Consider the following 15,268-nt stretch of genomic DNA (forward strand, 5'->3'; position numbering starts at 1 on the left):
TCCATGTGCCCGGTCCTCCCTACGCGATGTGCTCGGCTTCCAGCTCGGCCTGGTGGCGGTGCTTGAGGGTCGGCAGCATCGCGCGCAGCAGGGAGCCGCTGCGCGGGTGGTGGATGCCGTGCAGGTCGGCCAGGTATATGTCCAACTGCTCGGCGTTCGGGAAGGTGTTGTGCTCGTCCACGTACGAACGGAACACCCCGTACGCGGCCTCGAAGAAGTCCTCCTCGGCCATCTCCGCCGCGCCCTCGCCGCCGGCCTCCGCCGCCTCCGCCGCCTGCTCCTGCGGCTGCGCCGCGGGCTGGGCGGCGTACGGGAGGTCGGGCTGCCGGTTGTCGAAGCCGGTCTCGCGGGCCGCCTGCGGATCGGCGTGCGCGGCGAACCAGGAGCTCGGGTGCGGGCCGGGCATCTCGGTCGGGTCGAGCGGCGGCACCACCGGCTGGGGCGCCGGCTGGGGCTGCACCGGCATCCGGTCGTGCAGCGGGGGCTGTACGTAGTGCTGCTGCCCGCCCGGGTGCTGCCCGCCCGGCTGCTGCGCCTGCTGCTGCGGCCCGCCCTGGGGCTGCATCCGGGGCTCGACCTGGACCTGGACCTGGGGCTCGGGCTCGGGCCGGACCTGGGCGCCGGGCGCCCGGTCTGCCTGCGCCTGCTGCGCCCGGCCGCCCTGCGGATGCCCCTGCGCGCCCTCCGGCGCCGGGAACCCGGCCGCCGGGCCGTGCTCCTGCCCCGGCAGCTGCTGCGCCCCGGGCTCGCCGGACTGCACCGCCGGGCCGCCCTCCTGCGCCTGGGACTGCCCCTGCGCCGGCACCCGGGGCTGCGCCTCCGGACCCGCCGGCCCGTCCGCCGCCCGGGCGCCCGCCTCCAGCGCCGGCTGCCCGGCCCCGGCCTCCGCGGCCACCGCCTGCGGCTGCGCCGGAGCCGGAGGCAGCAGCGCCGGCTCGATGCCCGCCGCCGCCAGGCCCGAAGGCCCCGTCTGCGACAGCGGCACACCGATCCGCGCCAGCCGCAGCGGCATCAGCGCCTCCACCGGCGCCTTCCGCCGCCAGCCCCGCCCGTAACGGGCCTGGAGCCGCGCCTGGTAGATCAGCCGGTCCTGCTCCATGCCGACCGCCTGCTCGTACGAACGCAGCTCCCACAGCTTCATCCGCCGCCACAGCTTGAACGTCGGGACCGGGGACAGCAGCCAGCGGGTGATGCGGACACCCTCCATGTGCCGGTCCGCCGTGATGTCCGCGATCCGGCCCACCGCATGCCGGGCCGCCTCCACCGTCACCACGAACAGCACCGGGATCACCGCGTGCATGCCCACGCCCAGCGGATCCGGCCACGCGGCCGCACCGTTGAACGCGATCGTCGCCGCCGTCAGCAGCCACGCGGTCTGCCGCAGCAGCGGGAACGGGATCCGGATCCACGTCAGCAGCAGGTCCAGCGCGAGCAGCACGCAGATGCCCGCGTCGATGCCGATCGGGAAGACCAGGGAGAAGTCCCCGAACCCCTTCTTCAGCGCGAGCGCACGCACGGCGGCGTACGAACCGGCGAAACCGATGCCCGCGATGATCACCGCACCGGCGACCACAACACCGATGAGTATCCGGTGCGTACGCGTCAGCTGCATCGCGGCCACCCGCGATCCCCTCCCACTCATCAAGCTCTGGCGGGCACAGCCTGGCACATGCCCGCCAGAGCTGCGCCGCCCGGGGACCAACTCACCGTCCGAAGCGGAACGGTTACGCCGTCTTGTTCGCGGCGGCCACCGCGGCCACCGCCTCCTTCGCCGCGGCGACGGCGTCCTCCAGCAGCTCCGCCGTGTCCGGAGCCTTCGCGCCCTCGTAGGAAGCGCCGTTGTAGTCCAGCGTGATCACGACGTTCTCGGTGCGCGCCACGACCGTCTGGTTGAAGAAGTCCACGCCCTTCTTCACGCTGTACGTCACCGTCGTCGCCTGGTTGCCGACGCCCGCCGCGTCCGCCGTCTTCAGGTTCTTCGCGCCGGCCGTGGCCTTCGCGCCCTCGACCTGCTTGCCGTACTGCTCCTCGGCGCGCTTGTTGCCGCTGCCCAGGGACTCGTGCGAGTCGTAGCGGGCCAGGGAGACCGCCAGCCACCGGTACGAGGAGCCCTTCAGGCCGTCCTCGTCGAGACCGTTCCAGGAGCAGGTGGCCCGGCTGGCCAGGTCGTTCGACTTCGCCGCCGTGCCGTCCTCGTCCTTCGCCTCCGGGACCAGGCTGTCCACGGTCTTCTGCGCGATCACCTTGCACGGGTCCGGCAGCTTCGCGAACGCCGCCTTCTCCAGGGTCGGCGTCGGCTTCACCGACGGGGTCTGCGGGGCGGACGCGGAGTCCTTCGGCTTGCCGCCGTCGGTGCCGGATCCCGAAGCGGAATCCTTGCCGGAGTCGGACGAGCAGCCGGTGGCGACGAGGATCACCGGGACGGCTGCGCAGGCGAGAACGCGGGTGAGGCGCGAGGCTGAACGGTGCATGGTTCCTTCTGTCGATCGTCTGCGGGACCGTGCAACGGTAGCCCGACCCGGCAGTGCACTGCTGTGCGAGAGGTCACGCGCAGGGGCGGCCGAACCGCCCCCGCACACCCCTCAGTCGCCGAAGCGCTCGCTCAGGCCCGAGGCCAACTCCTGTGCCCTGGCCTGCGTTTCCTCGGCATCGGGGACCACGCCCGGCTGGGTCGGCTGCACCGTGTACTCGACGGTGACGATCACATTGGATGTGCGGAACACGATACGGACCGTCCGCGCCTTGGCCGTCGGTCCGGCCGCGGCCAGCCTGTCGTCGAGGAAGGCCGAGTCGCCCGGTCCTTCGAGGTGGCGCGAGCCGAGGGTCGGGGCGGTGGAACCGCTCGGCGAGCCGCTCGGAGACCCGGCGGCGGAACCGCCGTCCGCGCCCGGGCCCGCGGCGCCGCCCCCACTGCCGCTGCCGGCGGCGGGGGACCCGGTCGCGCCGGGAGCTGCGGAGGCCGGGGCCCCGGGCGTGGCGGACGCGGCCGGCGGCGGGGTGGGCCCGCCCGTCGAGGGGGCCGGCGGCAGGTGGGCCGCCTCCAGCTGGCGTTCGTACACCTGGCGGGCGCGGTCGTCGTCGCTGACCGCCGAGTCGTACGACACCACCCGCTCGTAGCCGACGTACAGCAGCCGGGTCGCGTCCGCGCTCTCCGACTTCCAGCGGCAGCCGACCCGCCGGTCCGCGTCGTACGAGGGGTCCGCCTTGCCCGCGTACAGCTGCTCGACCTGCTCGGAGGTGAGCGCGGGGGAGGCCGGGAGCATCTCCTTCAGCCGCTCGGCCCCGACGGAACGGCAGGGCTCGGGGAGGCTGCGGTACTTGCCGGGGGGCGCGGCGGAGACCGTGCTGCCGGCCTTGCTGTCGGTGTGCGTTCCGTCGGAGCCGGATCCTGCGCTGCACCCGGAGACCAGTACGGCGACCATCGCCGCGATGCCCGGCAGGACGACTGCCTTGCGCTGCACCCTGCACGCTCCTTCGAACCGTTCGACCCGTGCGACCCGAAAACCGTTTGCCCCGCCCGGGCGGTGGGCGGAAACAATGTCTATCGCACGCACCGCAGCTGACGCCGGTCCGATGTCCCATTCGGCCCCAAGAGCGAGGCTTTTGCGTTTCACGTCTTTTGTATTGATTCCGGGGGAATGGCCAACTCATGTCGTACGTAGAGGTACCGGGAGCGCGGGTCCCCATCCGCATGTGGACGGATCCGGCGAGCGTGGACGAGGGCGCCCTGCGCCAGCTCCAGAACACCGCCACCCTCCCCTGGATCAAGGGTCTGGCCGTCATGCCGGACGTGCACTACGGCAAGGGCGCGACGGTCGGCTCGGTCATCGCGATGAAGGACGCCGTCTGCCCGGCGGCGGTCGGCGTGGACATCGGCTGCGGCATGTCGGCGGTCAAGACCTCCCTCACCGCGAACGACCTCCCGGGCGACCTCTCCCGCCTCCGCTCGAAGATCGAACAGGCCATCCCCGTCGGCGCGGGGATGCACCGGGATCCGGTGGACCCGGGGCGGCTGTACGGCTTCCCGGTGGCGGGGTGGAACGGGCTGTGGGAGCGGTTCGACTACCTCGCGGACGCGGTGAAGTTCCGGCGGGAGCGGGCCTTGAAGCAAAGCGGAACGCTTGGCGCGGGCAACCACCTGGTTGAAGTTTGTACAGATTCTGTGGGTTCGGTGTGGCTCATGCTGCACTCCGGATCCCGGAACATCGGCAAAGAGCTGGCCGACCACCACATCGGTGTCGCGCAGAAGCTCCCGCACAACCAGAACCTGGTGGACCGCGACCTCGCCGTCTTCATCGCGGAGACTCCGCAGATGGCGGCGTACCGCAGCGACCTCTTCTGGGCGCAGGAGTATGCGAAGTACAACCGCGCGATCATGATGGCTCTGCTCAAAGAGGTCATCAGGAAGGAATTCCGGAAGGCGAAGGTGACCTTCGAGCCGGAGATCAGCTGCCACCACAACTACGTGGCGGAGGAGCGGTACGACGGGATGGACCTGCTCGTCACGCGGAAGGGGGCGATCCGCGCCGGACGCGGTGAATTCGGGATCATCCCCGGCTCGATGGGCACGAGCTCGTACATCGTGAAGGGGCTCGGCAACGAGGCGGCGTTCAACTCCGCATCCCATGGAGCCGGGCGCCGGATGAGCCGCGCGCAGGCGAAGCGGACGTTCACGGTGCGGGACCTGGAAGCGCAGACGAGGGGTGTCGAGTGCCGCAAGGACTCGGGGGTCCTCGATGAGATTCCCGCCGCCTACAAGCCGATCGAGCAGGTGATGGAGCAGCAGCGCGACCTGGTCGAGGTTGTGGCCAAGATCAAGCAGGTCATTTGTGTGAAGGGCTGACCAGGCCCGGCAAGCAGAACAGGGTGCCACGCCCAGGCGTGGCACCCTGCTTCGTCTTCGTGGGCCGGATCAGTCGGTCGGCGCGGGCGTCTTCCCGGTGCGAAGACGCCACAGGCGCATGGTGCAGCTCTGCTCGGTCCGGCCCAGGGCCGCACCGGCTGCGGCCGGGTCGCCCAGCCGCAGCAGTTCACGGTCCTCCGCCGGCGTCCAGCGGCGGCGAGGAGGTGCGATCTTCATCTCTGCGGGGCGAACCCAGCTCTGGATCGCGGCCGCATGCGCGCCCTTGTGCTCAAGGGCGAGGCAGCCGGGGTAGTAGAGGTGCGCGGCGAGTTGCTGCGCTTGTTCCTTGAAATAGACGATGTTGTAGACGCCGTCTCGGTTGTTGCGCTTGATGGTGCGCCCCACACCGGTGATCTTCTTTCCGTAGTGGCACATGTAGGCAGCCATGGCCGTGCTTGCGGACGTGAACGACAGGAAGGGCAGGCCGTCCGAGGTCCATCCCACGGAGCCGTCGGCATCGATGATCCCGCGGACGTAGTCGCGCCGGGAGAACTCGACGCGCGGGGGCCGGACGGCGTGCGACTTCTTCCCGTAAGGAATGCCGAGCTCGTTGACGATGGTCCTGGCCTCCAGCGCGCACAGGGTCCAGGTGGCGGAGTGATGCCGGGTGGCGAAGTTGGTCGAGCGGACGCGCTCGGTGATGGAGCTCGGGTAGGGCGTGAGCTTCTGGAATTCGCGCAGGATGTGGATGTCGCGAGCGCTGATTTCGGCGGTGAGGCGCCCGCGTTGGCGGGTTGCCTGAGCCAGATGTCCGTCGGCCTGCAAGAAGCCGAACATGTAGGCGTACCGGGGGTCTTGGAGGTCCATGAAGCGCGCGGTGGCGCTAGGGTCCTGTTCAGCCATGAGGAAGGTCCTTGTCTTCCGGTGGTGAGGCTCTCGGTTCGGGATGGCACTCCCGAACCGAGGGCCGTTTTGCGTCTTTGGCTGACGTTAGGGAGGGAGTGGGGCCGTGAGGGACCGTATGGACGTACTTAGCTCGAACGGATGACGGAGGGTTTCCTTCCGCATGGAACGCCAACCGCCTCTTGTCGCAGGGGGATTGACCGCACACCTTGGTCTAGACCAGGGTGTGCGGCATGTGGAGATCTCGGGTTGTTATTGGCATGCTCGTGTCAGTGGTCTCGGTGTTCGGGGCGGCCGGGCCGGCCGGTGCGGGGGTCGGGCTGCCGGCCGTCGTTTCGCACGTGCCGACCGCTGAGAAGGTCGTGTTCCTCACCATCGACGACGGGTGGTACCACGATCCGGCCGTGGCGCGGACGCTCGTCGAGAAGCGGGTGCCGGCCTCGTTGTTCCTGCTGCCGGGGGCGACCTCGTACGACACGGAGTACTTCACGGGGCTCGCCGGGGAGGGGCGGGTGTCCGTGGAGAACCACACCGTCAACCACCCGGACCTGACCACGCTCGACGCGGCCGGGAAGGACGCGGAGGTGTGCGGGGCGAGCGAGCAGCTGGCGGCCGTGTTCGGGCGGACGCCGAAGCTGCTGCGGCCGCCGTACGGGGCCGTGAACGACGACGTGCGGCTGGCGGCCAAGGCGTGCGGGATGAAGGCGCTCGTGACCTGGACGTACGACTTCACGACCTGGAGCGAGACCCCGCCGACTCCGCAGCTGAAGTCCGGGGACATCGTGCTGCTGCACTTCACGCCCACGCTGGCCGCCGACCTGAAGCGGGCCCTGGACGCGGCGAAGGCGGCGGGGCTGAGGCCGGCCCCGCTGATGCCGCACCTGAAGGCGGCCGGGCTGGTCTGACCCCGGTGCCGGAAGACGGCGGCCGCCCCGGCAGGTTCCGGGGCGGCCGCCGTCTTCGTGTGCGCACTACAGCTCGCGGTGGACCTTCGTGTTCGAGGCCTGGGCGCGCGGGCGGACGACCAGGAGGTCGATGTTGACGTGGGAGGGGCGGGTGACGGCCCAGGTGATGGTGTCGGCCACGTCGTCGGCGCTGAGCGGCTCGGCCACGCCCGCGTAGACCTTGGCGGCCTTCTCGGTGTCGCCGCGGAAGCGGGTGGTGGCGAACTCGTCGGTCTTGACCATGCCGGGGGCGATCTCGATGACGCGGACGGGCTGGCCGACGATCTCCAGGCGCAGGGTCTCGGCCAGGACGCGGGCGCCGTTCTTGGCGGCCACGTAGCCCGCGCCGCCCTCGTATGTGCCGTGGCCGGCGGTCGAGGAGAGCACGACCACGGTGCCGTCCCCGCTGGCGACCAGGGCCGGGAGCAGGGCCTGGGTCATGTGCAGGGTGCCGAGCACGTTGACCTCGTACATGGTGCGCCAGTCGGCCGGGTCGCCGGTGGCGACGGGGTCGGCGCCGAGGGCTCCGCCGGCGTTGTTGACCAGCACGTCGCAGCGGTCGAGGGAGTCCGCGAGGGCGTCCACGGCGGCGCGGTCGGTGACGTCGAGGGCGACCGCGGTGGCGGAGTGGCCGGCGGCGGCGAGTTCCTCGGCGAGGGCCTCGATGCGGTCCTTGCGGCGGGCGGTGAGGACGACGTGGTAGCCGGCGGCGGCGAGCTGCCGGGCGGTGGCGGCGCCGATTCCGCTGCTCGCGCCGGTGACGACGGCGGTACGGGCGGGTCCGGTGGCGCTGCTCATGGAGGCTCCTCGGCGGGGTGTGCGGTCGGGTCCGGATGTGCGTTCGGTACGGCCAGGATAGGCGGGCGTACGGAGGAGCGGCTCGTCCTCGATCGAGTGGTGATCCGATGAACTGATCATGTGCGTGCTTACCGTCCGGCCATGTGCGAGAGCAGGAAATGGCTGAGGGCCGCGGCTGCCGCGGCGGTGCTGGTGGGTGCGGGGGCCGGGCCGGCGGCCGCGGCCGGGGCGGGTGCGGCCGGTGCGGACGTGGCGTACCACGGGAAGGTGGCGCTCGCGGCCGGTGAGCTGGGCATCTGGCTGGTGCCGGAGAACCTGGGGCCGGGTGCGGTGGCGAATGCGACGGTCCGGCTGCGGGTCTCGGTGGACCTGGCGGACGAGGCCCTGCTGGACGAGGGCTGTGCGCGGACCGGGCAGCGGGTGCTGGTGTGCGAGACGGGCGAGCTGCCGGCGGGGGGTTCGGGGCGGCAGCTGGCGCTGGCGCTGCCGCTGAAGGAGAAGGCGAGCGAGGTGGTGGTCCGCATCGACACCTTCTGGGACGGCGGCGCGGCGGACGCGAACCCGGCGAACAACCGGCATGCGGTGCTGGCGCTGGACACGGGGGACTCGTACGTGTTCTGACGGGCCGGTCCGCGCCTTCCGCGGACTGCGCCTGCCCGCCTGCCCGTGCTTGCTCGCCTGCCCGCGCCTGCTGGCCCGGGCCTACGCGCTGCGCGCGTGGTGGCCGCTGCCGAACTCCTCCACGGCCTCGCTCACGATCCGTTCGAGCCGGGCGTGGTGGGCCCCGCGCCAGTAGACGCGGGAGCAGTCGGCGCACTGCGCGAACACGTCGTACGTGCGGTGCGTGCCGTCTTCGAGGTGCTCGCCGACGGAGTCCTTGTCGGCGCGGTGCAGCGGTCCGTTGCAGGCGGTGCAGCGGGTCCAGGGGCGCAGCTCCGGGGCGAACCGGCCCAGGACGTCGCGCAGTTGCTCGTCGGGCCGGTCGCTGTAGACGTACGCCCCGGCCCAGAGCTCGCGGCGGCGGAGCAGGCCGCGGTCTCGGGAGAGCAGGACCCGGCGTTCGGCGGCGGAGCGGGTGGCGAGGGCGGGGTCGCCGATGTCCTCGCTCTCGTACGCGGCGTCCACGCCGAGCAGGCGCAGCCGGCGGGCGAGGGTGCCGAGGTGTACGTCGAGGAGGAAGCGGAGCGGGGCGCCGGGCACCTGCTGGGGGCGTTCGACCCCGCGGACCTCGACGGATTCCCCGGTCTGCGGCACGTGCGAGGCGGGGACCTCGCGGCCGTCCACGAGCAGCCGGCCGACCTCGGTGAGCGGCACTCCGGCGGATTCGACCACGTGGCCCAGGCTGGAGGAGCCGTCGGTGACGGTGGGGATGCGTTCGCCGCGCCGGTCGGGTGCGGCGAAGAGCCGCAGCTCGGGGGCGAGGGTCAGCTGGATCTCCGGTCGTCCGTTCACGGGGCCAGCATGCCACCCGGGCCGGGCGCCGGTCAGCGGGTTTTCGGGTCCGCCGCGTCGTGCGCGGTGCGGGCCGCCGCGATCTCCGGGTAGTGGGTCTCGGACCAGTCGCGCAGCGCGGCGAGCACGGTGGACAGGCTGCGGCCGAGCGGGGTGAGGGCGTAGTCCACGCGGACCGGTACGGACGGGGTGACGGTGCGGGTGACGAGCCCGTCGCGTTCGAGGGAGCGGAGGGTCTGGGTGAGCATCTTCTGGCTGACCCCGGCGACCTCGCGGCCGAGGTCGCTGTAGCGGAGCGGGCCGGGGGCGTCGGCGAGAGCGCGTACGAGCAGTCCCACCCACTTGTCGCCGATCCGGGCGAGGACCTGTCCGGTGGGGCAGTCCCGGAGGAACTCGTCGTAGGCCTCGCGGGCCGCGCTGCGGCGTTGGGCGGCGGTCTGCGTGGCCATGGGCGCCTCACCTCCGGGTCGGGTACGCACCTTGGGGTGCGTACTTACGAATCGACAGTACCTCTCCTTACGTTAGTTCGCACCGGGGCAACGGGTCCCGGGGAACGGCAAGTTGAGGAGCCCACCATGCGTGCAGTCGTCACCGCTTCCTTCGGCGGACCCGAGGTGCTGGAACTCGTCGAGGCCGCCGTGCCGGAGCCGGCGGCCGGCCAGGTCCGGGTCCGGGTGCGGGCCGCGGGCGTGAACCCCGTGGACGGCGCGGTCCGCGGCGGGGCCTTCGGCGGGGACGCGGCCCCCGGGATCGGCTTCGGCTGGGACGTGGCCGGGGAGGTGGACGCGGTCGGCCCGGAGGTCGAGGGGCGCGCGGTGGGGGACCGGGTGGTGGGGCTGCACTACGGGCCGTTCAAGGAGCTGGGCACGCACGCGGAGTACGTGGTCCTGGACGCCACGGCGGTGGCGGACGCCCCGCGCGGCTCGGACGACGTGCACGCGGCGGTGCTGCCCCTGAGCGGGCTGACGGCGGCCCGGTCGGTGGACCTGGCGGGGCTGCGTCCGGGGGACTCGCTGGTGGTGACCGGCGCGGCGGGCGTGGTCGGAGGGCTGGCGGTGCAGCTGGCGGCGGCGGCCGGACTGGTGGTGACGGCGGTGGCCGGCGAGGCCGACGAGGAGCTCGTGCGGTCGCTGGGCGCGGCCCGGTTCGTGGCGCGCGGCTCGGCCGCGGAGCCGGTGGCGGACGCGGTGCTGGACACGGCGGTGCTGGGTGCGGAGGCCTTCGGGTTCGTCCGGGACGGCGGTACGTACGTGGGGGTGCGGCCGCACGCCGAGCCGGAGCCGGAGCGGGGGATCCGGGTGGTGGTCCAGGAGGTCGCGCCGGACGGGGTCCGGCTGGCGGAGCTCTCGGAGGCGGTGGACCGCGGGGAGCTGACCCTGCGGGTGGCGGGCACGTACCCGCTGGCGGAGGCGGCGCAGGCGCACGCCCGGCAGGCGGCGGGCGGGGTGCGCGGCCGCCTGGTCCTCACCCCGTGAGGGGGTGCTGCGGGCGGTGGCGATGCCTCGTGGGCCGGAGATCAAATCGTATGTGCCTGCCCATATCAGGAAAACCCGTCCACACAAATGGACCCTGAACCTCCGTTTGTGGAGGGCCGGTGGAGAGCGGGCGGAACGCCATCCGCATCATGACCCCATGGCCAACGAATCCCGCTCTGCCGGCACCTCCCGCCGCAGCCTCCTGACCGCGCTCACCGCGACCGCGGCCACCGTCCCCCTCGCCTCCCTGTCCGCCGCCCCGGCGCGCGCCGCCACGGCCGCCGCCCCCGCGGCGGCCCCGGCCGCGGCGCCGCTCGCCGTCCCCGCGGCCGGCCTGACCACCCCCCGGTCCACCGTGACCATCACCAACCTGGGCGCCGACTGGTTCACCCCGGTGACCCTGGGCACCCTCACCCCCACCGTGCTGTCCGGCACCCCCGCGCGGACCGAGATCACCTCGGGCGGCAAGCGCGTCGCCCTGCTGACCACGGGCGCCCGCACCGTCCTCCTGCCGGGCCCGGAGCGGACCTTCACCGAGAACAAGCAGCCTTTCGTGGACGAGTTCCAGCGGACGCTGCCCGACATGTCGCTGCCGGTCGCGGACCGCCAGTACTGGGGCACCGCCACCGGCACCGCCACCGACGCCGCGGGCGGCGGCGGCTGGACCACGCTGGGCGGCCCCGACCCGGAGGCGGGCGGCACGTCCGACTACTCCGTGGTGCCCGGCGCCGGCATCATCAAGCTGACGACGGACTTCGAGAGCCGCCACGCCAGCATCCGCGACGGCGAGATCACCGACGTCGACGTGCGCGCCGAGGCCGCCTTCGACAAGGTGCCCACCGGTCAGGCCTGTTCGTACGCGCTGTCCTTCGGCTACCAGGACTCGCACAACAACTACCGGGCCCGGCTCTCCTTCACCACCTCCGGCGGCGTCGAGCTGCGGGTGGAGAAGGAGTACAACGACACCGTGACCCAGCTGGCCGCGGCCGTGGACCTGGCCACCTCCGGGGTGGCCGCCGGTACGAAGTGGACCATCCGGGTGCGCCGCGACGGCACCCGGATCCGGGCCAAGGCCTGGCGCACCGCCACCGCCGAGCCCGCCTCCTGGCACTTCGACACCACCGACACCACCACGTCGCCCCGCTTCGTCAAGGGCCGCGTCGGCCTGCGGGCCCTCGCCAACAACGGCTGCACCAACCTGCCCCTCAAGCTGACGGTCAGCCGCTTCGAGGTCACCGAGTGCACCTGGGAGAACCCGCCGTCGGTCACCCACACCGACTGGGTGCGCGTGCTGGACCAGCCCTTCGACGGCACCTGGACCCCGGCCCTGGAGGCCCAGATCCGGGCCTGGGCCGGTTCGACCGCGCCGGACGTGCTCGCGTACGCGGCGATGTTCCTGCCGGGTGCCGCGGCCGTGACCGCCGGCGCGGGCCCCGCCGCGGGCAAGACGGTGCTGGGCCACGCGGGCTACGGCTACCTCGACCCGCAGGGCAACCGCTACGAGGGCGCCGACTTCCACGAGTACATGAACGTGGGCTGGACCTTCCCGGACGGCACCTACACCGGCCCGTCCAGCAAGCAGGTCGGCAACCTGGACTGCTCGGGCTTCACCCGCATGGTCTTCGGCTACCACCACAAGGTCCCGATGGCGGCCGGCTCCGACACCTCCAAGACGCGGCTGCCGCGCAAGTCCCGCGACATGGTGGACTACGCGCCGGGCGCCCGGATCGACCAGACCGCCGACGGCACCACCCGGCCGACGGCGACGCTCATGCAGCCCGGCGACCTGGTGCTCTTCAACGCGGACTCGGGCGACGACAAGCCGACCCCGACCGTCGACCACGTCGGCATCTACCTCGGCAAGGACGCGGACGGCAACCGCCGCTTCATCTCCAGCCGCAAGACCGGCAACGGCCCGACCATGTCGGACCTCGCGGGCGCCTCCCACCTGGAGGGGAACGGCACGTACGCGGCCAAGCTGCACACCGTGCACCGCATCTGACGCACGGCGGCCCGCCCTTCCGCCCGCCGGGCGAGGGGGCGGGCCGTCCGCGTCCGGACCGTCAGGGCCAGACCAGGCAGTACGGCTGGTGGCCCGCGTCGTGGAGGCGGACGGAGAAGTCCTGCCATTCGTGGAGGAGGCGGTAGACGTCGAAGGCGTCGCGGGGGCCGCCGCGGTCGGGGACCGTGGACCAGATGAAGGCCGCCGCGCCCACCGATTCCTCGGCGATGTCGCGCAGCGGGTCGACGACGGTCATGGGCAGCTTGACCACCGCGTAGTCGGGGTGCAGGACCACGAGCTCCAGCGGGGGGACCTTGTGCAGGGGTATGCCCTCGATGCCGGTGAGGACCATCGCGGCCACGGTCTCCGGCTTGATCTTGGTGAAGAGCCCGCCCATGCCCAGCTCGTCGCCGCCGAGCTCCTCCGGGCGCATCGAGACCGGGACCCGGGCGGCGGTGGCCCCGTCGGGCGCGCCGAAGTACTTGTAGGTCACCCCCATGCCGCGGCCCCCACTCCTGCCCGCAGCCGGTACCGCTGCCGCGTCGGTCGTCTTGCGCCGGTGCCTGCCGCGGCGGCCGCGGGCGTGCTCAGGACCCAGGCCGTCCAGCCCGTCGGTTCCCTCGCCCGGTCCGCCACCGCGTTGCATATCTCCACCCGACTGCTCTACCGGCCGCCCGGACCCCACCGCGCAGCCTGATCATCATGGCAGTGACCTCCCCCGCGGCACGACGGTGAAACACGATGCGCAAACACCTGTCCGCAAGACGGCCCGGGGCTCTGACACCATGGCTGGTGTGAGCTACCCATACCAGGCCCCAGTTTCGCAGACTCTTTTCGACCGGGCGGCAGTCGTGACCCCCGGCGGCGTGAACTCTCCCGTACGCGCGTTCCGCGCCGTGGGCGGAACGCCCCGGTTCATGGTGTCCGGTACCGGTCCCTACCTCACCGACGCCGACGGACGCGAGTACGTGGACCTCGTCTGCTCGTGGGGGCCGATGATCCTCGGCCATTCCCACCCGCAGGTCGTCGAGGCGGTGCAGGCGGCGGTGGCGCGCGGCACCTCCTTCGGCACCCCCGGCGAGGGCGAGGTCGCGCTCGCCGAGGAGATCGTCGCGCGGATCGAGCCCGTGGAGCAGGTCCGCCTGGTGTCCTCCGGTACGGAGGCCACCATGTCGGCGATCCGGCTGGCGCGCGGGTTCACCGGCCGGGCCAAGGTCGTGAAGTTCGCCGGCTGCTACCACGGGCACGTGGACGCGCTGCTGGCGGCGGCGGGGTCGGGGCTGGCGACGTTCGCGCTGCCGGACACCCCGGGCGTGACGGGCGCGCAGGCCGGGGACACCATCGTGCTGCCGTACAACGACCTGGACGCGGTCCGGGCGGCGTTCGCGGCGCACCCGGGGGAGATCGCCTGTGTGATCACGGAGGCGGCCCCGGGCAACATGGGCGTGGTCACGCCGGCCGAGGGCTTCAACCAGGGCCTGGCGGACCTGTGCCGGGAGAACGGCGCGCTCTACATCTCGGACGAGGTCATGACGGGCTTCCGTACGAGCCGGGCCGGCTGGTACGGGGTGGACGGCGTGAAGCCGGACCTGATGACCTTCGGCAAGGTCATGGGCGGCGGCTTCCCGGCCGCGGCCTTCGGCGGCCGGGCGGACGTGATGGCGCACCTGGCTCCGGCGGGCCCGGTCTACCAGGCGGGCACCCTGTCGGGGAACCCGGTGGCGACGGCGGCGGGCCTGGCCCAGCTGCGCCTGCTGGACGAGGCCGCGTACGCGAAGGTGGACGCGGTGTCGAAGGAGATCCAGGGCCTGGTGACGGGCGCGCTGGCGAAGGAGGGCGTGGCGCACCGGCTGCAGACCGCGTCCAACATGTTCTCGGTGTTCTTCACCGCGGACGAGGTGCGCAACTACGACGACGCGAAGAAGCAGGAAGCTTTCCGTTTCAACGCGTTCTTCCACTCGATGCTGGCCGACGGCGTGTACCTGCCGCCGTCGGCGTTCGAGTCCTGGTTCGTGTCGACGGCACACGACGAGCGCGCGGTCGAGCGGATCGCGGCGGCGCTGCCGGCCGCGGCCCGTGCGGCGGCCGAGGCGACGGAGGCCGGGGCATGAGCGACCTGACCGTGGTCCACCTGATGCGGCACGGCGAGGTGCACAACCCGGACGGGGTGCTGTACGGGCGCCGGGCCGGCTACCACCTGTCGGAGCTGGGGCGGCAGATGGCGGACCGGGTGGCGGAGCACCTGGAGGGCCGGGACATCACGTACGTGGTGGCCTCCCCGCTGGAGCGGGCGCAGGAGACCGCGGCGCCGATCGCGAAGAGCCACGGGCTGGACCTGGCGACGGACGCGCGGCTGCTGGAGGCGGAGAACGTCTTCGAGGGCAAGACCTTCGGGGTGGGCGACGGCGCCCTGCGCAAGCCGGGCAACTGGAAGCACCTGACGAACCCGTTCCGTCCTTCGTGGGGCGAGCCGTACATCGAGCAGGTCGTACGGATGATGGGCGCGCTGGAGGCGGCGCGGGACGCGGCGCGCGGGCACGAGGCGGTGGCGGTCAGCCACCAGCTGCCGATCTGGATCGTGCGCAGCTTCGCGGAGAAGCGGCGGCTGTGGCACGACCCGCGGCGCCGGCAGTGCACGCTGGCCTCGCTGACCTCGTTCACCTTCGACGGGGACAAGCTGGTGTCGGTGGGCTACAGCGAGCCGGCGCGGGACCTGGTGCCGCCGCACCTGCTGGCGGGGGCGAAGCCGGTGAAGGGGAAGTCGAAGGCGTTCGGCGCCTGATCGTTACCGGTTTTCCCAAATAAAGACCGGGAGTGCGGGAACCACCGTGTCGGGGCAACCCCTCTTACC

At 72.5% G+C, this 15,268-nt stretch carries 15 protein-coding genes; 7 read left to right on the forward strand and 8 right to left on the reverse strand.

The features are described 5' to 3' along the window. Positions 1-19: 19 nt before the first annotated feature. From ACZ407_RS06825 to ACZ407_RS06835, 3 genes are all read right to left on the reverse strand, one after another. Complete coding sequence (locus ACZ407_RS06825) at positions 20-1,621, reverse strand: DUF2637 domain-containing protein (RefSeq protein ID WP_468126113.1); 1,602 nt, start codon at positions 1,619-1,621, stop codon at positions 20-22. Between the two features lie 103 nt (positions 1,622-1,724). Further along, positions 1,725-2,471 (reverse strand): DUF3558 family protein, encoded by a 747-nt coding sequence (locus ACZ407_RS06830; protein ID WP_468126115.1) that lies wholly within the window; start codon positions 2,469-2,471, stop codon positions 1,725-1,727. A 111-nt stretch (positions 2,472-2,582) separates the two neighbouring features. Beyond that, complete coding sequence (locus ACZ407_RS06835; RefSeq protein WP_468126117.1) at positions 2,583-3,461, reverse strand: DUF3558 domain-containing protein; 879 nt, start codon at positions 3,459-3,461, stop codon at positions 2,583-2,585. A 188-nt stretch (positions 3,462-3,649) separates the two neighbouring features. Between ACZ407_RS06835 and ACZ407_RS06840 the strand changes: the two genes are divergently transcribed. Continuing rightward, the gene (locus ACZ407_RS06840) at positions 3,650-4,843 is read left to right on the forward strand and encodes an RtcB family protein (RefSeq protein WP_468126119.1); all 1,194 of its coding nucleotides are present in this window, start codon (positions 3,650-3,652) and stop codon (positions 4,841-4,843) included. A 69-nt stretch (positions 4,844-4,912) separates the two neighbouring features. On the opposite strand, the gene ACZ407_RS06845 is transcribed toward ACZ407_RS06840, so the two are convergent. Then, positions 4,913-5,746: a hypothetical protein gene (locus tag ACZ407_RS06845; protein ID WP_468126120.1), complete on the reverse strand. Its 834-nt coding sequence runs from the start codon at positions 5,744-5,746 to the stop codon at positions 4,913-4,915. A 260-nt stretch (positions 5,747-6,006) separates the two neighbouring features. Here ACZ407_RS06845 and ACZ407_RS06850 point away from each other — a divergent pair, with 260 nt between their 5' ends. Then, a complete protein-coding gene (locus ACZ407_RS06850; protein WP_468126122.1) occupies positions 6,007-6,651 on the forward strand; it encodes a polysaccharide deacetylase family protein in 645 nt (214 codons plus the stop codon). A gap of 66 nt (positions 6,652-6,717) precedes the next feature. Here the strand turns inward: ACZ407_RS06850 and ACZ407_RS06855 are convergent, their stop codons facing one another. Then, positions 6,718-7,488 (reverse strand): SDR family NAD(P)-dependent oxidoreductase, encoded by a 771-nt coding sequence (locus ACZ407_RS06855; protein ID WP_468126124.1) that lies wholly within the window; start codon positions 7,486-7,488, stop codon positions 6,718-6,720. 141 nt (positions 7,489-7,629) lie between these two features. On the opposite strand from ACZ407_RS06855, the gene ACZ407_RS06860 reads away from it, so the two are divergent. Further along, positions 7,630-8,109, forward strand: coding sequence for a hypothetical protein (locus ACZ407_RS06860; RefSeq protein WP_468126125.1), 480 nt, complete (start codon positions 7,630-7,632; stop codon positions 8,107-8,109). Between the two features lie 81 nt (positions 8,110-8,190). Here the strand turns inward: ACZ407_RS06860 and ACZ407_RS06865 are convergent, their stop codons facing one another. After that, positions 8,191-8,940, reverse strand: a complete 750-nt coding sequence (locus ACZ407_RS06865) for a Mut7-C RNAse domain-containing protein (protein ID WP_468126126.1) — start codon at positions 8,938-8,940, stop codon at positions 8,191-8,193. Positions 8,941-8,972: 32 nt separating this feature from the next. Continuing rightward, positions 8,973-9,389 (reverse strand): winged helix-turn-helix transcriptional regulator, encoded by a 417-nt coding sequence (locus ACZ407_RS06870; RefSeq protein ID WP_468126127.1) that lies wholly within the window; start codon positions 9,387-9,389, stop codon positions 8,973-8,975. Positions 9,390-9,515: 126 nt separating this feature from the next. Here ACZ407_RS06870 and ACZ407_RS06875 point away from each other — a divergent pair, with 126 nt between their 5' ends. Together ACZ407_RS06875 and ACZ407_RS06880 are read left to right on the forward strand one after the other, a co-directional pair. After that, a complete protein-coding gene (locus tag ACZ407_RS06875; RefSeq protein ID WP_468126128.1) occupies positions 9,516-10,415 on the forward strand; it encodes an NADP-dependent oxidoreductase in 900 nt (299 codons plus the stop codon). 157 nt (positions 10,416-10,572) lie between these two features. Continuing rightward, entirely contained in the window at positions 10,573-12,417 is a 1,845-nt protein-coding gene (locus tag ACZ407_RS06880) for an NlpC/P60 family protein (protein WP_468126130.1), read from the forward strand. 61 nt (positions 12,418-12,478) lie between these two features. On the opposite strand, the gene ACZ407_RS06885 is transcribed toward ACZ407_RS06880, so the two are convergent. Next, positions 12,479-13,063 (reverse strand): hypothetical protein, encoded by a 585-nt coding sequence (locus ACZ407_RS06885; protein WP_468126132.1) that lies wholly within the window; start codon positions 13,061-13,063, stop codon positions 12,479-12,481. Between the two features lie 139 nt (positions 13,064-13,202). Here ACZ407_RS06885 and hemL point away from each other — a divergent pair, with 139 nt between their 5' ends. Together hemL and ACZ407_RS06895 are read left to right on the forward strand one after the other, a co-directional pair. Then, on the forward strand, positions 13,203-14,528 hold the full coding sequence (gene hemL, locus ACZ407_RS06890) for a glutamate-1-semialdehyde 2,1-aminomutase (RefSeq protein WP_468126133.1): 1,326 nt from the start codon (positions 13,203-13,205) through the stop codon (positions 14,526-14,528). Next, entirely contained in the window at positions 14,525-15,199 is a 675-nt protein-coding gene (locus tag ACZ407_RS06895) for a histidine phosphatase family protein (protein ID WP_468126135.1), read from the forward strand. The genes hemL and ACZ407_RS06895 overlap by 4 nt, the downstream gene beginning before the upstream one ends. The last annotated feature ends 69 nt before the right edge of the window (positions 15,200-15,268 follow it).

The sequence above is a fragment of the Streptomyces sp. NPDC030809 genome, assembly GCF_055572195.1.